Source organism: Caulobacter sp. GW821-FHT10F06 (assembly GCF_058809215.1).
In genome coordinates this window covers 225,766-245,871 of sequence record NZ_JBXASK010000009.1, presented here as the reverse complement: position 1 = coordinate 245,871, position 20,106 = coordinate 225,766, and the positions used below count along the sequence as shown (strand labels likewise).

Annotated in this window: 20 protein-coding genes; 2 read left to right on the top strand and 18 right to left on the bottom strand. The window is 66.7% G+C overall.

Annotated elements, in window-relative coordinates; genetic code table 11:
* Positions 1-291, top strand: a 291-nt coding sequence (locus AC1RUS_RS20060; RefSeq protein ID WP_492918348.1) for an amidohydrolase family protein, incomplete at its 5' end; no start/stop codon positions are given.
* A gap of 64 nt (positions 292-355) precedes the next feature.
* Here AC1RUS_RS20060 and AC1RUS_RS20055 read toward each other — a convergent pair.
* The 13 genes from AC1RUS_RS20055 to AC1RUS_RS19995 form a co-directional block, all read right to left on the bottom strand.
* Positions 356-3,367, bottom strand: a complete 3,012-nt coding sequence (locus AC1RUS_RS20055) for a TonB-dependent receptor (protein WP_492918347.1) — start codon at positions 3,365-3,367, stop codon at positions 356-358.
* A gap of 298 nt (positions 3,368-3,665) precedes the next feature.
* The gene (locus AC1RUS_RS20050) at positions 3,666-4,136 is read right to left on the bottom strand and encodes a chemotaxis protein CheE (RefSeq protein ID WP_492918346.1); all 471 of its coding nucleotides are present in this window, start codon (positions 4,134-4,136) and stop codon (positions 3,666-3,668) included.
* Complete coding sequence (locus AC1RUS_RS20045) at positions 4,133-4,732, bottom strand: response regulator (protein WP_492918345.1); 600 nt, start codon at positions 4,730-4,732, stop codon at positions 4,133-4,135. The genes AC1RUS_RS20050 and AC1RUS_RS20045 overlap by 4 nt, the downstream gene beginning before the upstream one ends.
* 10 nt (positions 4,733-4,742) lie before the next feature.
* Complete coding sequence (locus AC1RUS_RS20040; protein WP_492918344.1) at positions 4,743-5,129, bottom strand: DUF8776 family protein; 387 nt, start codon at positions 5,127-5,129, stop codon at positions 4,743-4,745.
* Positions 5,130-5,134: 5 nt separating this feature from the next.
* Positions 5,135-5,701 (bottom strand): chemotaxis protein CheD, encoded by a 567-nt coding sequence (locus AC1RUS_RS20035; RefSeq protein WP_492918343.1) that lies wholly within the window; start codon positions 5,699-5,701, stop codon positions 5,135-5,137.
* A complete protein-coding gene (locus tag AC1RUS_RS20030) occupies positions 5,698-6,087 on the bottom strand; it encodes a response regulator (RefSeq protein ID WP_019847929.1) in 390 nt (129 codons plus the stop codon). The genes AC1RUS_RS20035 and AC1RUS_RS20030 overlap by 4 nt, the downstream gene beginning before the upstream one ends.
* A 4-nt stretch (positions 6,088-6,091) precedes the next feature.
* Complete coding sequence (locus AC1RUS_RS20025) at positions 6,092-7,120, bottom strand: protein-glutamate methylesterase/protein-glutamine glutaminase (protein WP_492918342.1); 1,029 nt, start codon at positions 7,118-7,120, stop codon at positions 6,092-6,094.
* Positions 7,120-7,995: a CheR family methyltransferase gene (locus tag AC1RUS_RS20020; protein WP_492918341.1), complete on the bottom strand. Its 876-nt coding sequence runs from the start codon at positions 7,993-7,995 to the stop codon at positions 7,120-7,122. The genes AC1RUS_RS20025 and AC1RUS_RS20020 overlap by 1 nt, the downstream gene beginning before the upstream one ends.
* A complete protein-coding gene (locus AC1RUS_RS20015) occupies positions 7,995-8,462 on the bottom strand; it encodes a chemotaxis protein CheW (RefSeq protein ID WP_492918340.1) in 468 nt (155 codons plus the stop codon). Before AC1RUS_RS20015 ends, AC1RUS_RS20020 begins: the two co-directional genes overlap by 1 nt.
* Positions 8,463-8,466: 4 nt before the next feature.
* Complete coding sequence (locus AC1RUS_RS20010; protein WP_492918339.1) at positions 8,467-10,740, bottom strand: chemotaxis protein CheA; 2,274 nt, start codon at positions 10,738-10,740, stop codon at positions 8,467-8,469.
* Between the two features lie 45 nt (positions 10,741-10,785).
* Positions 10,786-11,151 (bottom strand): response regulator, encoded by a 366-nt coding sequence (locus AC1RUS_RS20005; RefSeq protein WP_028038734.1) that lies wholly within the window; start codon positions 11,149-11,151, stop codon positions 10,786-10,788.
* The gene (locus AC1RUS_RS20000; RefSeq protein WP_492918338.1) at positions 11,148-11,447 is read right to left on the bottom strand and encodes an STAS domain-containing protein; all 300 of its coding nucleotides are present in this window, start codon (positions 11,445-11,447) and stop codon (positions 11,148-11,150) included. Before AC1RUS_RS20000 ends, AC1RUS_RS20005 begins: the two co-directional genes overlap by 4 nt.
* Positions 11,432-13,447 carry a methyl-accepting chemotaxis protein gene (locus tag AC1RUS_RS19995; RefSeq protein ID WP_492918337.1) on the bottom strand — a complete coding sequence of 672 codons (2,016 nt, stop codon included), beginning with the start codon at positions 13,445-13,447 and terminating at the stop codon, positions 11,432-11,434. The genes AC1RUS_RS20000 and AC1RUS_RS19995 overlap by 16 nt, the downstream gene beginning before the upstream one ends.
* 288 nt (positions 13,448-13,735) lie before the next feature.
* Between AC1RUS_RS19995 and AC1RUS_RS19990 the strand changes: the two genes are divergently transcribed.
* Positions 13,736-14,047 (top strand): hypothetical protein, encoded by a 312-nt coding sequence (locus AC1RUS_RS19990; RefSeq protein ID WP_492918336.1) that lies wholly within the window; start codon positions 13,736-13,738, stop codon positions 14,045-14,047.
* 133 nt (positions 14,048-14,180) lie between these two features.
* Here the strand turns inward: AC1RUS_RS19990 and AC1RUS_RS19985 are convergent, their stop codons facing one another.
* From AC1RUS_RS19985 to AC1RUS_RS19965, 5 genes are all read right to left on the bottom strand, one after another.
* Positions 14,181-15,767 (bottom strand): methyl-accepting chemotaxis protein, encoded by a 1,587-nt coding sequence (locus tag AC1RUS_RS19985; RefSeq protein WP_492918335.1) that lies wholly within the window; start codon positions 15,765-15,767, stop codon positions 14,181-14,183.
* 162 nt (positions 15,768-15,929) lie between these two features.
* Entirely contained in the window at positions 15,930-17,078 is a 1,149-nt protein-coding gene (locus AC1RUS_RS19980) for an acyl-CoA dehydrogenase family protein (protein ID WP_492918334.1), read from the bottom strand.
* A gap of 93 nt (positions 17,079-17,171) precedes the next feature.
* Positions 17,172-18,617: an amino acid permease gene (locus tag AC1RUS_RS19975; protein ID WP_492918333.1), complete on the bottom strand. Its 1,446-nt coding sequence runs from the start codon at positions 18,615-18,617 to the stop codon at positions 17,172-17,174.
* 121 nt (positions 18,618-18,738) lie between these two features.
* On the bottom strand, positions 18,739-19,755 hold the full coding sequence (locus AC1RUS_RS19970; protein WP_492918332.1) for a putative sulfate exporter family transporter: 1,017 nt from the start codon (positions 19,753-19,755) through the stop codon (positions 18,739-18,741).
* Positions 19,752-20,003, bottom strand: a complete 252-nt coding sequence (locus AC1RUS_RS19965; RefSeq protein WP_492918331.1) for a DUF6356 family protein — start codon at positions 20,001-20,003, stop codon at positions 19,752-19,754. The genes AC1RUS_RS19970 and AC1RUS_RS19965 overlap by 4 nt, the downstream gene beginning before the upstream one ends.
* Positions 20,004-20,106: the final 103 nt, after the last annotated feature.

Genomic DNA, 20,106 nt, shown 5'->3' with positions numbered 1-20,106 from the left:
AGCTTCGCGCTGCAGGGCCGCCGCATCCACGTGGTCGACGGCGTCTGCGTCGACGCCCACGGCACCCTGGCCGGCTCCGACCTGGACATGATCGGCGCGGTCCGCAACGCCATGACGATGATGGGCCTGTCCCTGCCCGACGCCGTCGCCATCGCCTCGGCCTCCCCCGCCGCGTTCCTCGGCCTCGCCGACCAGCGCGGAACCATCGCCCCCGGCATGGCCGCCGACCTCGTCCTTCTCGACCAAGACCTCAAGGTCGCCAGGACCTGGATCGACGGGCGGGGCGTCTAGCGACGAAAAAGGGGCGCCGGCTTTCGCCGACACCCCTCGTTCTCCAGCCTAGGCTGAGGTCTTTCTAGAACTTGTACTTCACGCCCAGATAGTACTGGCGACCGAAGTGCACGTACTCTTCGGAGATCTGACGGGTGGAGTCGTCGACCTTGCTGTCGAACTGGTCGGTCAGGTTGATGCCTTCCAGCGTGATCGTGAAGTTCTTGAACGCGTAGCTGATCTGCGTGTCGACGTTCAGGGTCTTTTCCTTGATCCGAACGTCGTTGTTGTTGGTCGCCGACGGCGCCACCTGGATCAGGTAGGGGTCGCGGTACGAGGCCGAAACCCGCGCCTTGAAGCCCGCCTTCTCGTAGTACAGCGTCGCGTTATAGGCTTCGGGCGACAGGTTCAGCAGCGGCTGGGTGATCAGCACCGCCGGGGCGGTCTGAACCCGGGGCGTGCCCGCATAGGTCGGGTTCTTGATCACGTACTGGATGTCGCTCTCGACGTGCGTGTAGTTCACGATGCCGCCGAAACCGTCGAACGGCGCCGGCAGGAAGGTGAACGGACGCTGCAGGCTCAGCTCGTAACCCTTCAGCTTGCCGCCGGGGGTGTTGATCTGGGTCGTCACCGTGAACGGCGTGGCGGGCGTGTTGCCGTTGGTCAGCAGGCTGTTGGGCAGACCCGTCTCAGAGTACGGCATCACGATCGCCGAGGTCTGGATGTAGGACTTGATGTCCTTCTGGAAGAAGCCCGCCGAGAACAGGGTTTCCTTGTCCGGATACCATTCGAAGCTGAGGTCGATGTTGTTGGCCAGCATCGGGTTCAGGTCGGGGTTGCCGCGCGTCAGCGTCTGGGCCGACTGGCTGTTGGCGGTGAAGCCCGGCGTCAGGTTCGGCAGCTGCGGACGCGTCATGACCTTGGCGGCCGCGAAGCGGACGTAGAAGTTCTCCAGCGGCTGGATCGACAGGTTCATCGACGGCAGGGTGTTGGTGTACTTGCGCGACGTCCGCTGGGTGGCGTCGGTCGGCACGGTTTCCGACAGGACGCCGCCCGGCGTGGTCACGGCCGTCGTGACGCTGCCGGTGTTGTAGTGGCCCAGCGCCGCCTGGTGGGTTTCGACGAAGCGCACGCCGACATTGCCGCGCACGGGAATGTCGAAGATGTCGTGGTCGAAGTCGCCCTGGACGTACAGCGCGCTGTCCTTCTCGGTGATTTCGCGCAGGGCGCCGAGTTGGTTGATCGAGCTGAGGCGGAAGTCGCCGTTGGCGTTGATGCAGTTACAGTCGTAGCCGAGCGCGGTCTTCAGCTTGTCCAGGTCGGGCGCGATCCACGAGGTCGGCACGCCGGCCGGCAGGTCCAGGCCACGGCCGAAGCCGGTGATCAGGCGCGAAACGCTGGCGACGGTGACGCCGGCGGGCAGCGGGAACGCCGCCTCGGCCGCGAAGCCGGTGCCGCCCGGAATGACGCGCGAATAGAGGCGCTTTTCCGAGGAGTTGAAGCCGTATTCCTTGTAGTCGCCACCGACCTTCACCTTCAGCCAGTCGGTCGCTTCGTAGTCGAAGTCGGCGCGGAAGGTCTTAAAGGTGTTGACCGCCTTGGACGGACGCATGCGCAGCAGCGACGCGTCGCCCAGGGCCGAGCTGTTGCTGTACTGGAAGTTGGCCGCGTTGGTCGGATCGAAGCCGTAGTTGAAGTTCGGCAGGCGATCGTCGGCCGAGTAGTCGTAGCTGTAGCCGTCGCTGTCATAGCGATCGAACGAGAAGGTGGTCTGGACCGGGTTGTTCTGGATCGAACGCGACTGGCCGTAGATCAGCGACAGCTTGCCGCGATCGCCGATGCGGGTGTCGTAGGTCAGGGTGTTCTGCAGGAACTCGGTGTTCAGGTCGTCGTGGCGGTACTCGACGCGGGCGTCAACGTCGTCGAACGAACCCTTGATCAGGTTGCCCTTGGCGTCGGCCGTGAAGTTGACCACGTCGGTCTGGGGCAGACCGGCGCCGCTGCGGCTGAAGGAGATGATCTCCAGATAGCTTTCGTCGCGGTTGTTGGTGAACTTCGCGTAAAGGGTGTCGAGCGTCAGGGTCGAGCGGTCGTTCGGCTTCCATTGCAGCGAGCCGGTGATCCCCAGACGCTTCTGGTCGTATTGCAGGCGGCCGTAGCGCGGGATGCGCGGGTGCCACAGGTTGTTGGCGGTGCCAGCGGCGGCCGTCGTGGTCGGCGTGGTGCCGCCGACGACCGTGCCGATCTGGGCGCAGGTCAGGGGCGCGCCGCTGACCGGGTTATAGGCCGGGGCGGTGCAGGGGAAGGCGGTCGAGCTGTTGAACTGGACGCTGGGGTTTTCCCAACGGCCGGTCGAGGAGCCTTCTTCCAGCGTCTTGCGCTCGGCGTAGGCCACCGAGATCAGGGCGCCGAATTCGCCGAACTTGGTGTCCCAGCGGTTGCTGGCCAGGGCGGTGAAGCGCGGGTCGCTCTTCCGCGACAGGTCGTTCCAGCCGACCTTGGCGCCCATGCTGAGCGCCGGGCCCGAGAAGTCGAACGGACGCGAGGCCTGCAGATCGATGATCGCGCCCAGCGAGCCTTCCTCGTTCATCGCCGAGGTCGACTTGCGCACGGTGACGCTGTTGAACAGCTCCGAGGCGAAGATCGAGAAGTCGAACTGGCGGCCGCGGTTGGCGCCGCCGGAGCCGTCCTTGCCGCCGGTGGTGGCCAGGGCTTCCAGGCCGTTCAGGCGCACGACGCTGAAGTCGGGACCCAGGCCGCGGACGGTGATGGTGCGGCCTTCGCCGCCGTCGCGGTCGATCGACACGCCGGGGATGCGCTGAAGCGATTCCGCCAGGTTCAGGTCGGGGAAGTCGGCGATATCGGTCGCCTTGATGACGTCCACGAGATCGTTTTCGCGACGCTTGACGTCCAGGGCGTTGGCGAGGCTGGCGCGGAAGCCGGTGACGACCACCTCTTCGACGGCGCTATCATCGGCGGGCGCGGCCGGGGCGGTCTGCGCCGCCGCGTTCCCGGCCATCGCCATGGCCAGCGCCAGGGCGCCGGTGGAAACGCCGAGCTTCAGGACGTCGAGGCGCCCCTTGGAAAACTTAGACATGTATCCTCCTCCCGTTCGACAGACTTGTAACGACGCTGTTGCATCGTCCGGCTCTGAAACGATCGCGCTTCCTTCCCGCGCGGCCTGTTCTCGGCCGTCAGTATTTTTTTGACACCGGTGTCAGGAACATACAGCCGTTCTTGACACCGGTATCAAACGGCTAACAAACCCGAGGCGGGACCACAAGGCGACATTGTGGCGCGGACGTTCGAGACCGACGTTCCGTGACCTTTCGGACACATCGGGACATCTGCGAAATTTCAGGCAAACAAAGCCGCGACGGCGTCCGGCCGGGGCCTCAGGCCTCGTCGACCTTCCGATGGCTGACTTTGTAGAGGCCTTCCAACATGGCCTGGCGATCGGCCGCCGGCAGGCTGGCGCCGACGCTGCGCAACAGGCGCAGGGCGTTGAGGTGGACGTCGACCGCGTCCCAGCGCCAGGCTCCGGCCTCGGCGCAGCTGTCGGCCAGGGCCGCCAGGGAGATGGCGGCCTGGTCGACCCCGGCGTCGACCACGAAGGCGCTGACGTCGATGATCCGCAGGGCCAGCGCATACAGGGTTTCGAAGGCCTCGGACTCGCGGTCGGTCCCGCAGCCGAAACGCACCTCGATCTCGGTCAGGCAGGCGTCGACCTCGGCCAAGCAGGTTTCGCGCAGGGTCTCGACGCCGGCTTCCGCCGCCGCGATGGCGTCCTTGGCCATCAGGCCGCCGCGTTCCTTGACCAGTTTCGCCAGACGGTTGGGCGGCCGGAATTTGCGAACGACGCTCATATCTGCACCTTCGCGACCTTCATCAGGCTGTTGATCTCGTCCTGGGACATGTTGGCTTCTTGGGCGTCGCCCACCTCGGCCGGAAGGTCGTCGCGGCGACGGCCTTCCATGCCGATCGGCGGCCCTTCGTACTTGAACCGCCGGTCGGGACCGACATAGGCGTCGCACTCGATGAACGCCCGCTCCTCGCGCGCCACCCAGAAGATCCGCTCCAGCAGGACCTTGGGCGTGATCGGCTTGGCGACGGTGAAGTTGGCGCCGGCGTCGCGGGTGCGGAAGATGTCGGTGCCCCGGGTGTGGCCGGTGACCAGGATCACCGGGACGTAACGGTTGTTCTCGGGCGCCTCGCGGCGCAGCCAGTTGATGAACTCGATGCCGTCGACGTCCGGGATCTGAACGTCGCTGATGATCAGGTCCAGGGTCTTGGTGCGCACGATCTCCTGCGCGTCCTTGACCGAGTCGGCCTTGTGCAGCTGGTTGACGCCGAAGCCCGCGACAACCTGGGACAGGATGTCCAGGGACGGGCCGTTGTCGTCGAGCACCAGAACGGTGGCCTTCTCCAGATTGATCCGGGTCGAGGGCTGAAGCGCGTCCACCGACGTGCCCTTAGAAGAAGTCGAGTTCGCCCGCCTCGACGTCCCAGGCCGCCGGCTCGCCGGTGGCGCGCAGACGCACCACCAGGTCAGCCAGGCCCAGACCTTCGAGAAGAGGCTCGATGGACATGCTCCATTCGCCGGAGGCGTGTTGGCTGATACGCTGCAGCACGTCGGACAGACCGTGCAGCCGCTGGCTCAACTCGTCCAGGGCTTGGAGACGGGAAATGCTTTCCAGGGCCGCGCCGCCGCTGGCCAGATCGCCGGCGATGTGTTCGCAGTCCCGGCAGACCGCCGCCGCCGACATCAGCTCGGCCGCCAGGCGACGCGAGAGCTCGCCCACCGGGAGCAGGTTCTCGGGCATGACGATCGGAGATGTCGGCTTCGGCTGAGCGGTCATATGGTTCAGAACAGCTCCAGATCGCCGCCGGTGTCGGCCGGCATGGGGGCGGGGGCGGGACGCCGGACGTCGCTCGGCGCGTTGTCCACCGCCACGAGGCGCTGACGGACGCGGCCGGAGGCCGGCCAGAACTCGACCCGGCGGGCCGAGACGCCGCCGGTGCTGGACGACACGATCGGAATACCTTCGTCGCGCAGGAAACGTTCGGCGAAGGCCGCGTTGCTGGCGCCGACGTCGGACAGGCCGTCGAACAGCTTGCCGCCGCCGAAGATCTTGGCCTCCAGCCGCTCGCGGCGCGCACCGCGCTTGAGCAGGCCGTTGATCAGCAGCTCCATGGCGTAGGCCCCGTAGCGGACGGCGTCGCCGTCGCGGCGGCCATCGCCAGAGTCGGGCAGCAGGAAGTGGTTCATGCCGCCCACGCCGGTGCTGGGATCACGGATGCAGGCGGCGATGCACGAGCCGAGCACCGTGGTCATCACCACGTTGGGATCGGACGAGACATGGCTTTCGCCTTGCGTGACGTGAACCTTGACCGAGCGTTCGAGATCGTCGGGTTGCTGGCCAAATGTCATGTGAGCTGACCAAAGACCTGTTCGATCTTTTCCTTCAAACCCTGAACAGTGAACGGCTTGACGCAGTAGTTGTTGACGCCGAACTGCACCGCGCGCTGCACGAGCTCGCGGTCGGCGCGTCCGGTCAGCATGACGAAGGCCGTCTGGCGGATCGGCGGGTGCGAACGCACCGCGCGGAGCAGGGCCAGACCGTCCATCTTCGGCATGTTGAAGTCCGAGATGACCAGGTTGGCCGGCTTGGCCAGGAGGTTCTTCAGAGCCTCCTCGCCGTCGGGCGCCTCGCGGATGTCCTTGAAGCCGATCTGCTGAAGCGCATTGCGGATCAGGGCCCGCATGGTCAGCTGGTCGTCTACGACGAGAACGGAAATGGAGCTTGCTTGGGGCATGGGTTCATCGCCTCGCGGAGGCCAGATCGAGGATGGACTGGCCCATGGAGGACAGGGAAACCTGCTTCTCCACCGCGCCGATTTCAAAGGCCGAGCGGGGCATGCCGTAAACGACACAGCTCTGCTCGTCCTGTCCGAGGGTTTTCGCCCCGGCCTTTCGCATGGCCAGAAGGCCTTGCGCGCCGTCACGGCCCATGCCGGTCAGGATAGCGCCGACCGCCTTCTCGCCGACCGCGTTGGCCACCGAGTTGAACAGCACGTCCACCGACGGGCGGTGGCCGCTGACCGGATCGCCCTGAACCAGGCGGCAACGCAGCCCGGCCGACCGAACGACCTCCAGGTGCGTGGCGCCGCCGGGGGCGACATAGACCTTGCCCGGCTCCAGCAGGGCGCCGTCGAAGGCTTCCTGCACCTTGGCTCCGCTGGCGCGATCGAGGCGCGCGGCGAAGCTGGCGGTAAAGGTCGCCGGCATGTGCTGGGTGATCACCGTCGGCGGGCAGGTGTCGGGAAACTGCGTCAGGATCGACAGCAGCGCTTCCACGCCGCCGGTCGAAGAGCCGATCGCCACCACGTCGCCTGAGGGCATGAAGGTCTTGGTCCGAGCCGTCGCCGGGGCGTTGTCGGCCTTGGTCCGCACCGAGGCGCGGGCGGCGATCTTCACCTTGACCACGATCTCGTTGAGCGCGTCCTGGGTGCCCAGGGCGTCGGCGGGCTTGGCCACGCAGTCGATGGCGCCCAGTTCCAGGGCCCGCAGCGTCATTTCGGCGCCGGCCTGGGTCAGGGTCGAGACCATCACCACCGGCATCGGCCGCAGGCGCATGATCTTCTCGAGGAACTCGATGCCGTTCATGTTCGGCATCTCGATGTCGAGGGTGACGACGTCGGGATTGAGGGCCTTGATCATGCCCCGAGCCTCGAACGGATCGCCGGCGGCGCCGCAGACTTCGATGTCGGGGTCACGATTGAGGGCGGCCGTGATCAGGCTCCGCATGGTGGCGGAGTCGTCGACGACGAGAACGCGGATCTTGGCCACTAGCGACCTCCCGTCTTGCGATAGGCGGTCAGACCACAGCTTTCGAAGGCGGTGATCGAGCTGCCCACGCGTTCGGAGTGGCCGACATAGAGCCGGCCGCCGGGCGCGACAAGCGGAGCAAAGCGATTCCAGACCCGCTCCTGCGTCGGCTCGTCGAAATAGATCACGACGTTGCGGCAAAAGATGGCGTCGAACGGACCCTTCATCGGCCAGCTGGGGCCATTGAGGTTCAGTTCGCGGAAGGCGACCAGGCTGCGCGCGGCCTCGCAGACGCGGAAGGCGCGGCGATCGCTGGAGTCACGCTCGAAGTACTGGTTGCGGGCCGCCGGCGGGATGCCTTCCAGAAGGCTCTCGTCGTAGACGGCGGCGCGACCGGTCGCGAGCACGTTGGTGTCGATGTCGGTGCCCAGGATCCGGATGTCGAGGTCGGCCGCATTGGGCCACACCGACAGGACCGTGAAGGCCATCGAATAGGGTTCCTGGCCCGAGGAGCTGGCCGCCGACCACAGGCGCAGACGGCCGCCGGCGCGGACCTTGTCGGCCACGGGCTCGAGGATGTTGGCGCGCAGGTCGTCGAAGTGGTGCGGCTCGCGGAAGAACCGGGTCACGTTCGTCGTCAGGGCGCGCAGCATCTCTTGCTGCTCGTCGACGCTGCTCTCCAGCGCCACGAAGGCGCAGTATTCGGTGAAGGTCTTCATGCCCAGCGTGCGCAGACGCTTGGCCAGGCGCGAATAGACCAGGGTCGCCTTGCTCTCGGGCAGGCTGATGCCAGCCTGGCCGTAGAGCAGCGCCGCGATCTTCTTGAAGTCCTGGTTGGTGAACGCGAACTCGCCATCGACGATGGCTTCGCGGCGTTCGAGTGAGGCTGAGGTCATCAGGCGGCCAGTGCCTCGCGTTCGGGGAGAATACGGTCGAGCGAGATCTCGCTGATCATGCGGCCTTCGATCGAGATGATGCCGCGAACGAAGCTGCGAACGGCGTCGCAGGCCACGTCGGGCGTGGGTTGGACCATGTCGTCATTGATCGACAGGATGTCGGACACCGCATCGACCAGCAGGCCCGCGGTGCGGTCGCCGGCCTGCACGACGATGAACACGCTGCGCACGGTCGGCTCGATGACCGGCATGCCCAGGCGACAGGCCAGATCCATGATCGGCAGCACGGCGCCGCGCAGATTGATCACGCCGCGCATATAGCCGGGCGTCTGCGGCAGCACGGTCGCCGGGCTCCAGCCCCGGATCTCGCGCACGGCCATGATGTTCACGCAGTATTCCTGGTCGCCGACCCGGAAGGAGATGAGCTCTCTGCGTTCGGTGCTTTGGGCGGTGGTTTCGTCGCTCATGATCTTATTCCGCTGCGATCAGAGTGGGTTCAACGGGACGCGGCGTCTCGCGGCGGCGAAGATTGATCACCGCGTCGACGTCCAGGATGAGAGCCACGCGGCCGTCGCCCAGGATGGTCGCGGCGGCGACGCCCTCGACCTGTTGGTAGTTCTGCTCCAGCGACTTGATGACGACCTGGCGCTGACCGTGGATGGCGTCGGCCACCAGGGCGGCGCGCGAGCCGTCCTCACCCTCGACCAGCAGCACGACGCCTTCGGTCGGCGACGGCGAGGTGTCGCGATAGCCCAGGGTCAGGCCAACGTCGATCAGCGGCACGAAGCTGTCGCGGACGGCCAGAACCGAGCCGACGGGGCCGAGCGGGCGGACCTCCTCCTGCTTGGGACGCAGGCTTTCGACGATCGCCGCCAGCGGCACGACCAGGGTCTCGCCGGCCACGTCGACCACCATGCCGTCCAGGACGGCCAGGGTGAGCGGCAGGCTGAGGGTGAAGGTCGAGCCCTGACCGGGACGCGAGGTGATGGAGATGCGGCCGCCCAAGGCCTGGACCGAGCGCTTGACCACGTCCATGCCGACGCCGCGGCCCGAGACGTCCGAGATCTTGTCGGCGGTCGAGAAGCCCGGGAGGAAGATCAGGTTGTCGATCTCTTCGTCGGTCAGCTGCAGGTCGGGCGCGATCAGGCCCTTCTTGACCGCGATCGAGAAGACCCGCTCGCGGTTGATGCCCTTGCCGTCGTCCTGGACCTCGATGACGATCCGGCCGCTGCGGTGCAGGGCGGCCAGGCGCACGACGCCTTCGGGATTCTTGCCGGCGGCGCGACGCTCTTCCGGGCTTTCCAGCCCGTGGTCGATGGCGTTGCGCAGCATGTGGGTGATCGGGTCGGACAGACGCTCGATGACCGTCTTGTCGACCTCGGTGTTCTCGCCGTCCATCACCAGGCGGGCCTGCTTGCCCGTCATGTTGGCGACTTCGCGGACCAGGCGCGGCATGCGCTGGAACACCGACTTCACCGGCTGGGCGCGGATGGCCATGACGCTGTCCTGGATCTCGCGGGTGAGCTGTTCCAGCTCATCCAGACCCATGGCCAGGTTCGAGGACGGGGCGATGCCATATTCGCCGACGCGCTGCGCCAGCATGGCCTGGTTGATGACCAGCTCGCCGACCAGGTCGATCAGACGATCGATGCGCTCGGGATCGACGCGGATGACCGACTGGCCGGGACCCGGGACGTCGGGCTGCGCGGCCTTGGCCGGCGCGGCGGCCGGAGCCGGGGTCGGGGCGGCAGCCACGGGAGCCGGGGCGGCGACCGGCGCGGGCGGCGGCGGAGCGGCCTCGACCACGGGCGGGGCGACGGCCTCGACCACGGGGGCGGATTCGATGGCGGCCGGCGCTTCGATGGTGTTCAGCAGGTTCGCGAGGGCGGCCTCGACGGGCGCCTCGCCGCGAACGATTTCCAGGTCGCAGTCGCCATCGACGAATTCGAAGACCTCGCGGATGGCGTCTTCGCCTTCATCGGTCTCGACCCGCACGCTCCAGGTGCAGTAGGCGGCCTCGGCGTCGAGGAATTCCAGGGTCGGCAGCGCGCTGTCGTCCATCGTCGCGACGATGGGGCCCAGGCGGCTGAGTTCGCGCAGCAGCAGCGCGGTCTCGTTGGCCTTGCGATAGAGATCCGACTTCGGACGGATCGACACCGTCCAGACATTGTCCGGGATCAGTTCGGCGTCGGCGGCCTGCTCGTCGATGGTGATCGTCATCGGCTGGAAGTCGAAGCCGAGATCGTCGTCGTCCATCGCGTCGGAATCGGCGGCGGCGACGACCGGGGCCGGAGCGGCCTCGACGACGGCTTCCGCCGCTTCGACCACGGGCGCGGCGGCGGCGGGAGCCGGCGCGGCGTTCGGATCGGTGCAGGCCTTGAGCTCGGCGGCCATGGCGGCCGAGGCGGCCATGTCGACGTCGCCCATGCCGCGCGCGGCGCTCACATGGTCGGCCAGGACGTCGGAGGCGCGCAGCATGACGGCGGCCAGCTCGACGGTGTTGGGCACCTCGTTGGAGCGCACCGCGTCCAGCAGGGTCTCGAACACGTGAGCGAAGCGGACCAGCGGCTCGAGGCCGAAGGCGCCCGCGCCGCCCTTGATCGAATGCACGGCGCGGAAGACGGCATTGACGGTTTCAATGTCGCCGACGCCCTCCTGCATGGCCAGGAGTCCGCCTTCCAGGTCGGCGAGCAGTTCCTCGCATTCCTGAAAGAAGGTGACCTTGATGGCCTCTAGCTCGTCCATTCCCGCAGTTCCTTAGAGAGTTCTAGACGTCGATAACTTCGAAGATCAGGCCGCGACGCGGCGGATGGCCTCGACCAGCTTCTCGGGATTGAACGGCTTGACGATCCAGCCCGTCGCGCCGGCTTCGCGAGCCCGCTGCTTCTTGCTGGGGTCGCTTTCCGTGGTCAGCACCAGGATCGGGATGGCCCGATAGTCGTCATCGACGCGAACCGCCTCGATGAAACCAAAGCCGTCCAGCTTGGGCATGTTGATGTCGGTGATGATGACGTCGGGACGATGGGCGGAGAGAACCTCCAGGCCATGCTCGCCGTCGACAGCCTCGACCACATTGAAACCGGCTCCGGCGAGCGCCATGCGGAGCATGTCTCTCATCGTGCGGGAATCATCGACCGTGAGGACCGTACGCGTCACGATTTCGCTCCATGGATGTCCGCCGAGAACAGCGCCCCTTCGGCGCCGAAAAGACGGGTGGTTTCTAGAAAGGCCTCCGAAGGCCCCGTAATCGAAAAGTCCTTGCCTTCGGCGGTCCAAGCCTTGCGGGCCGCAATCAGGATCTGGAGGCAGAGGCCGCCGAGGCGACGAACCTGACCGGCCTCGACCTCGACCGAGTCGCCTCGGCGTTCCAGGAACGCCGACTTCAGAGGGCCGGCGGCCTTCAGGTCGAGCGTTTCAGGCAGCGATAGCGCAGCCATCAGAATTCCTCCCATCCATCGGTCGCCGGAGCGGCGGCGGTCGCCGCAGCGGCGCGGCCAGGCCGGGCGAAAGCGCCCAGACGAGCCCGTTGTTCGGCGACCGGGTTGCGCGCCGGAGCGTGCTGAGCCGGATCGGCGGCGGTCGGACGGCTGTAGGCCGACTGGCCATTGCCGACCTGGAAGCGCGCCATCAGTCGAACCAGCTCGGTGGTCTCGCCCTTCAGGGAGTGCGTCGCGGCGGTCGACTGCTCGACCATGGCGGCGTTCTGCTGGGTGACCTGATCCATCTGGTTCACGGCCGTGTTCACTTCGTTCAGCCCGGTGGCCTGCTCGGCGGCCGAAGCCGCGATCTCGGTCACCAGGGCGTCGATCTCGCCCACCTTGACGACGATGCGTTGCAGCGCTTCGCCGGTCTGGCCCACTAGGTTCACGCCCTGGCTGACCTGCTGGGTCGAGGACGAGATCAGGGTCTTGATCTCCTTGGCGGCTTCCGCCGAGCGCTGGGCCAGGGCCCGCACTTCCTGAGCGACGACGGCGAAACCGCGGCCCGCTTCACCAGCGCGGGCGGCCTCGACACCGGCGTTCAGAGCCAGGAGGTTGGTTTGGAAAGCGATCTCGTCGATGACGCCGATGATCTGGCTGATCTGCTTGGACGAGTTCTCGATCTCGCCCATGGCCGACACTGCTTGATGAACGACCTGACCGGAATGCGTCGCTTCGCCACGGGTGGTCGAAACAACGTCCGAGGCCTGACGAGCGCCCGAGGCCGTGCGGCGCACGGTGGCGGTCAGTTCGTCCAGGGCGGCGGCGGTTTCTTCCAGCGAGGCGGCTTGCTGTTCGGTGCGGCGCGACAGATCGTCCGAGGCGTGGGCGATCTCGTCGGCGCCGGTGCGCAGGCCGTCGGTCGAGGCGGCGATGACCTTCATCGTCTCCTGCAGCGAACTCATGGCGCCGTTGAAGTCGTCCTTCAGCTTGCGGTATTCGCCCGGGAAATCGGCGCTGACGCGGAAGGTCAGGTCGCCCGAGGCGAGCTTTTCCAGACCCTCGGCCAGGCTGGTCACCACCAGGGCGCTCTCACGAGCGATGGCGGCGGCGGCCTCTTCCTTCGAGCGGCGCTCGTCGGCGGTCATGGCCGCAGACTTCTCCTGCTCGGCGCGCAGGGCGTCCAGGTGCAGCTGGTTGTCGCGGAAGACCTTCAGCGAACGGACGATGGCGCCCAGCTCGTCGCCGCGGGTCAGCTTTTCCAGATCGATCGTGTTGTCGCCCTTGGAGAGCTTCTCGGTCGCGCCGGCGATGTCGGCGATCGACTTGCGGACGTTCATGACGGTCAGGAAGGCCAGGCCGGCGACCGCGCCCAGGGTGATCAGCGACATCACGATGGTGGCGCTCATCGCGGCGTTGGCCTCGGCCTGCTTCTTAGCGGCCGTGGCGGCGATGCGGTTGTTGGCCGCGGCGACCACCTGGTCGAGCTGACCAGTCATCTTGGCGTATTGTTCTTCGAACGGGGCGATGAAGCCGACAGCCATGTTGAAGTCGACGCCAATCATGCCGCTGACCGTGTCGATGGCGCTGCGGCATTCGTCGAGCGACTTGATCAGCTCGGCGATCTTCGGCTGTTCGGCGGCCGGCAGCTTGCCCTTCAGAGCGACCAGCTCCTTCTTCACCGCGTCGGTCTCGGTCAGGATCGCGGCCATGCGAGCGTCGTTCTTGTCGACCTCGATGTTGCCGGCCTTGTGAGTCAGCACGGTGTAGAGTTCGCCGTTGATGTTCGAGATGCGCTTGGAGAGAACTTGGATCTCCATGTTGTCGCGCATGTCGTTCTCGACGACCTGGTGCATCGCAGCGGATTGGCTGCGCTGCACGACGATCGCTCCGCCGGCCATCAGAGCCAGCATCAGGAGTGCGAACGCCGGCGCGAAGCCGATTTTTATGATCAATGGCAGATCGACAAGCCGGAAGCGCTTCATCGGTAGGTCCCCTTCGTGCAGCGGTCCGTGCCCACGGAGCGCCAACAAGCCAGGGTGATCATCACGATAGATTCCTAACAGACTCTGACCTTGGTTAAGAGAAAGCGGCGCCAATGTGCCAAAACGGTCCAAAAAGGGACGATCGGTCGCAGGTGAATCTATAAAGGGGGCGGCTCTTGGACACCGCCCAGGTAGGAATCGAGTAAGGTTATCGTAAAGTAAATTTTCAATATTCTTGGCTGACTCAGAATATCTTAACTTGCACCTGCGAATTTCATTATGCGTCCGGTTGGCGCGTCGTCCACAGGACGTGAATTCATTACTAGGAGCAGCGGGATGAAATATCCGATCGCTTTTGCCGCGGGAATCGCTGGCAGCTTTTTCATCGCTCAAGCCGCCTCGGCGGCGGGTGGTTTCGAAGATCAAATGGGCCGTTGCCTGCAGCAATTCGCCAATACGCGTGACGCTGCTCAAGTGATGCTCGAGTGCACTGCCGACGCCGGCAAGCTGGGCGACTGCAAGGTCGTCGAGAACTCGGCCGCGGGCAAGGGCTTCGACAAGGCCGCCATGTGCATCGCCGAGAAGCTCCCGATGGGTTCGAAGTCGGGCACCGTGAAGGTCCCCTTCCGCTTCCCGGGCGGCGCGTAAGCCTTACCGCTCCTAGTTTTCTGGGGGTTCAATACGCCTCTGCCAACCAGACCGAAGCGCTCCGCCTGGATCGCTTCGAGTCCGGTTGGCGGGGGCGTTTTGCTGTGTGCGCCCCCGCGCGCCCTGACCTGATCTAGAACTCTTCCCACTCGGACTTCACGGCCGTGTTGCCGTGGGAGACGGGCCGGGGCGCGGGGCGCGAGACGGCGCCGGGCCGGCTGCTGGGCGCCACGGCCGGGGCCGGACGCGATGCGGGCGCACCCGCCGAAGCCGCCACCCGGAACGCCGAGATCATCCCGACCAGCTCGGCCGTCTGGCCCTTCAGCGAATGGGTGGCGGCTGTGGTCTGCTCGACCATCGCCGCGTTCTGCTGGGTCACCTGGTCCATCTGGTTGACGGCGGTGTTGACCTCATGAAGTCCGGTGGCCTGTTCCTGGGCCGAGGACGAGATCTGCACGATCAGCGTGTCGATCTCGGCGACCTTCGAGACGATGCCCCGCAGGGCCTCGCCGGTCTGGCCCACCAGCCGCACGCCTTCGCCCACCTGTTGTGAGGAGGACGAGATCAGGGTCTTGATCTCCTTGGCCGCGTCGGCCGAGCGTTGGGCCAGGGCCCGCACTTCCTGGGCGACGACCGCGAAGCCTCGACCGGCCTCGCCAGCCCGCGCCGCTTCGACGCCGGCGTTGAGGGCCAAGAGGTTGGTCTGGAAGGCGATCTCGTCGATCACCCCGATGATGTTTCCAATCTGGCCGGAGCTGGTCTCGATCTGACCCATGGCCGAGACGGCCTGGTCGACGACGACGCCCGAGCGCTCGGCTTCCAGCTTGGCCCCGGCCACGACTTCCGAGGCCTGCTTGGCGCCGTCGGCCGTGCGGCGCACGGTGGCGACGATCTCGTCCAGGGCGGCGGCGGTCTCTTCCAGGCTGGCCGCCTGCTGCTCGGTGCGGCGAGACAGATCATCGGCGGCGAGGCCGATCTCTTCGGTTCCCGAGCGGATCCCATCGGTGACCCCGGCGACGCGCGACATGGTCTGCTCGAGAATGCCGACGGCGTTGTTGAAGTCGTCCTTCAGTTTCTGGAAGTCCGGCGTCACCTGGGCCGACAGACGACCGACCAGATCGCCCTGGGCCAGTCGATCCAAGGCCTCGCCCAGCGCGGCCACGACGGCGGCCTGGCTCTGCTCGTTGGCGACCCGCACCTCTTCCAAGCGCACGCGCTCGGCCTCGATGGTCTCCAGATAGATCGAGATGGCGAAGTCCATGTCCAGCATGACCGCCTTCATCAGGGCGCTGACCGCCTCGCCGGCCTTGCTGGAATCGCCCTTCGCCATGATCCCGCGCGGCCACAGCGACTCGAGCGTGGCGCGGATCAGTCGGTCGGCGACGATGGCGTAGCCGCCGATGTACCAGCGCGGCTCCAGGCCGATGCGGGCGTGGGTCTGGCCGATGGTGCGCACGGCCTTGACGTAGGTGTCGCTGAAGTCGCCCTGGCTGATGACGTCCCAGTGGGCGGCCTGGCGGCTGCTGGCGGCGTCCATATGGCGGTCGTCGCCGAAGAACTTGCGGGTCTCGGGCGTCGCCTTGACCTTGTCGTAGAAGGCCTTCAGCGCGGGGCCGACTTCCTTCTGGATCAGCGGTCGGATGTCACGCAGCGCATTTCGCGCTCGGTCATCCAGACCCATGAACGCAACTCTGTCGTTTACGGCGTGATCCTGGCTCATCCCTGCCCCATCCCGGCTGATTTATCGGGATGGAGCCTCGTCCCGCATGCTTAATGCGGTCTTAAATATTCGCCCCACGAGCGCGGCAGGTTGACGCACTCGCTAAAAGGTCGCAGGCGAAAATCCTTATTTGAACATTAATTTCGGCGTCCAATTAAGACTTCAACCGCCCTGCTTCATGGTTTCCCGAGCAATAACGACCTGCTGAATCTGACTTGTGCCTTCATAGATCCGGAAGATGCGCACGTCGCGATACAGGCGCTCGATGCCGTAGTCGGCGACATAGCCGGCCCCGCCGAAGACCTGCACCGCCCGATCGGCCACGCGGCCCACCATCTCGGACGCGAACAGCTTGCTGGCCGCCGCCTCCAGGGTCACGCCGGCGCCGGCGTCGCGCTTGCGGGCCGTCTCCATGACCAGGGCCTTGGCGGCCAGGGCCTCGGTCTTGCTGTCGGCGATCATCGCCTGGATCAGCTGGAAGCTGGAGATTGCCTGACCGAACTGCTTGCGCTCGCCGGCATAGGCCACGCAGTCCTTGATCAGCCGCTCGGCCACGCCCACGCAGACGGCCGAGATGTGCAGGCGACCGCGATCCAGCACCTGCATGGCCACCTTGAAGCCCTCGCCCTCCTCGCCGAGGCGATTCCAGGCCGGCACGCGGACATTGTCGAAGGTGACGTCGTGGATGTGGGCGCCCTGCTGGCCCATCTTCTTCTCGGGCTTGCCGACCGACAGGCCTGGCAGGCCACTGGGCACGAGGAAGGCCGAGACGCCCGAACCGCCCTTGGAGTCGGGATTGGTCCGCGCCATCACCGTGAACAGCGAGGCCTTGCCGGCGTTGGTGATGTAGCGCTTGGTCCCGTTCAGGACGTAGTCGTCGCCGTCGCGGATGGCCAGGGTGCGCACCGAGGCGCTGTCGGAGCCGGCTTCCGGCTCGGTCAGGGCGAAGCTGGTGATGATCTCGCCCGAGGCGATGCCGGGCAGCCACTTGGCCTTCTGCTCATCCGAGCCGAACATGACGAGGCCCTGGCTGCCGATGCCGACGTTGGTGCCGAACACCGAGCGGAAGGCCGGCGAGGCGCGGCCCAGCTCGATCGCGACCAGGCATTCCTCTTCCATGTTGAGGCCGAGGCCGCCGAATTCTTCGGGAATGGAGAGGCCGAAGAGCCCCAGCCCCTTCATCTCGTCGACGACGTCCTGCGGGACCAGATCGTCCTCGGCCACCTTGGCCTCGATCGGGCGCAGCCGCTCGGCGACGAAGCGGGCGACCATGTCCAGCAGCTGGTCGCGGGTTTCGAGATCGAGCGCCATGAGATCCTCCGGTCAAACACTTGTTTTGACCGGACCATAGCCGCCGTGTCTGGGAATGGAAGGGCCCGGCGCGAAGGCCGGGCCCTTATTCGTCTAGGTTTCGGACTTGGCCAGGGCGCTGTTGCGCAGGCCAAACAGCACATAGACCGCCACGCCGATCAGGTGAGCGTAGAGGAAGTAGAGCTGGGTCTTGGTCGGCAGGCTGGAGAACAGATAGAGGCAGCCCAAGATCGCGCCCGAGGCCACGACCGGCCAGATCGGGGTCGAGAACACCCTCTGACGGGTAGGATCCTTGATCCGCAGGATGATCACCGAAAGGCCCACGGCGATGAAGGCCGCAAGCGTGCCGGCATTGGCCAGCTCGGCGATGTCCTTCAGCGACAACCAGCCCGAGAGCACCGCCGACAGGGCGCCGGTCAGCAGGGTCATCAGCACCGGAGTGCCGGTCTTGGGGTTCACCTTGGCCAGGCTCTTGGGCAGCAAGCCGTCGCGGGCCATGACGAAGAAGATCCGGCTCTGGCCGTACATGAAGGCCAGGATCACGGTCGGCAGGGCGACCACGGCGGCCAGAGCCACCAGTTGGGCCACCTTGGGATGCTTCAGGCTTTCCAGGATGAAGACCAGCGGCGCTTCGCTCTTGGAGAAGATCTCGGTGCGCGAGGCGCCGATCGAGACGGCCGCCACGACCATGTAGATCAGGGTGCAGACAGCCATCGAGCCGACGATGCCGATGGTCAGGTCGCGCTTGGGGTTCTTGGTCTCCTCGGCGGCGGTCGAGACCGCGTCGAAGCCGTAGAAGGCGAAGAAGATCAGGCTGGCGGCGGCCATGACGCCCACCTTGACGCCGTCGGCGCCCGGCGTGGCGGCGAAGCCTTGCGGCATGAAGGGCGTGAAGTGGCTGCTGTCGAAGGCCGGCAGGCACAGCGCGACGAAGATCGCCAGGGCGATGATCTTGATGGCCACCAGCACCATGTTGACCGTGGCGCTCTCCTTGGTGCCCAAAGCCAGCAGACCGGCGACGGCGAAGGAGATGATCACGGCGGGCAGGTTGACGATGCCGCCGGCGTGCGGGCCAGCCAGCAGATATTCGGGCGTGCCGATCATCCGGAAGAGGCCCGCCGCGTGGGCCGACCAGCCGACCGCCACGGCCGCGCAGACCAGGGTGTATTCGAGGATCAGGCTCCAGCCGACGAACCAGGCCACCGGCTCGCCCATGGCGACGTAGCTGTAGGTGTAAGCGCTGCCCGAGGCGGGGATCATGGTCGACAGCTCGGCGTAGCACAGCGCCGCGCAGGCGCAGACCGCGCCGGCGATCAGGAAGGACAGGATCACGCCCGGCCCGGCCAGGCCCGCGCCGATGCCGGTCAGGGTGTAGATGCCGGTCCCCACGATGGCCCCGACGCCCAGGGCCACCAGATGCGGCCAGCTCAGCGTCTTCTTCAGTTGATGGCCGTCATGGCCCGCCGCCATCGCGTCGATCGACTTGCGTCGCGTCCAGAAACTCAAGGTCATTCCTCCCGACTCTTCGAGCGGGACCATGGGCCGGGACGCCGTCGGAGCCAAGAGGGCGCTCGGCCTGGGGGCAGGAAGATGCGAGCGTGCGCCGTCGGATGCGTATTCGACGACCTACCGACCCTCTCAAAGAGGATGGAATTGCCGTTCAGAAGAAGAGCCGCGTCAGACCGTAGGCGAAGGCGGCCACCGCCAGGGTCGACAGGCCCAGCGCCAGGGCCAGCTTCGGCTTGACCTGCAGCAGCGCCTGCGGCCCGAGCTTGGCCGAGATCGCCCCGACACCGGCCAGCAGCAGGAAGCTCGAGGTCGTCGCCAGGGTCGCGACGACCATCGGCGGCAACAGGCCGAAACCGCGCAAGGCGGCAAGCGCCGCGAAGCCGAGCACGAAGGCCGGCGGCCCCTTCAGCCCAGCCTTCACCCCGCCGTCGCCAGCCCGGGTCAGCAGCACGCCGATGAGCACCACCGCCGGGCCCAGCCAGACGATCCGCGCCAGCTTGGCCAGCGCCGCCGCCCCGGCCGCCTCGGGCGAGACCGACGAGCCCGCGCCGGCCACCTGGGCGACGTCGTGGATGGAAAGGCCGAAGAACACGCCGGCTTGATGGGCGGAGAGGCCGAGCGCGTGGGCGATGGCCGGATAGGCCAGCATGGCCACGGTCGACAGCAGGTTGACGCCGATGATCACCAGGGCCGTCGTGCGCTGGTTGGCGGCGCTGGCTGGAGCGGCCTGCGAAGCGGCCAGGGCGGCCGAGGCGCCGCAGATCGAACAGGCGGCCGCCGCGATCAGGGCCTCGGCCAGCGGAAGTCCGAGCGCCAGGCCGACCGCCGCGCCGACGGTCAGGCCGCCCAGCACGACCGCGCCGCTGGCCAGGATGGCCGGACCGCCCAGCAGGGCGAACTCGCCCCAGGTGATCTGGGCGCCCATCAGGGCCACGCCCAGGCGCAGGCCGGGCTTGGCCCAGACATCCAGGCCGACGGCCAGTTTCGCGCCCAGGCCCAGCGCTCCCAGCCCCATGCCCAGCACAACGGCCAGCAGCGGAGCAGGCGCGTGCAGCAGGTGGGCCAACGGCTTGGCGATCAAAGCGATGGCGAGGCCGGCCAGCAGGCCCGGCCACAGCGTGTCGAGATCCAGCCGGGCCGGGGTCAGCCTGGCGACCAGCGCGTTCATCCGCGAGCGGGCTCGGCGTCGATGGCCGGAGCGGCCTTGTCGGCCATAGCGCAACGGCGGCTGAGGCGATCATGGAGTCGGCGGACCGTGTTGCTGCCGGTGCGCTCGAAGGCGAAGGGCAGCAGACCGTGGACCAGGCAGGCCAGGCCCGCGCCGATGAGGGTGAAGCCGAAGCTCCAGGCCACGCCCATGTGCTCGCCATAGGTCTCGCCGACCGCTTCGGGATGGCTGGTGAACGGCTTGAGCATGGCGATCCCCGATTCGTCTGAGGCCTTTCAGTCTGAAGCGGAACCGGAGAATGGCATTACTGGATGCGCTGCCGATTTGGCCGTATGGAGAATTCCATTCTCG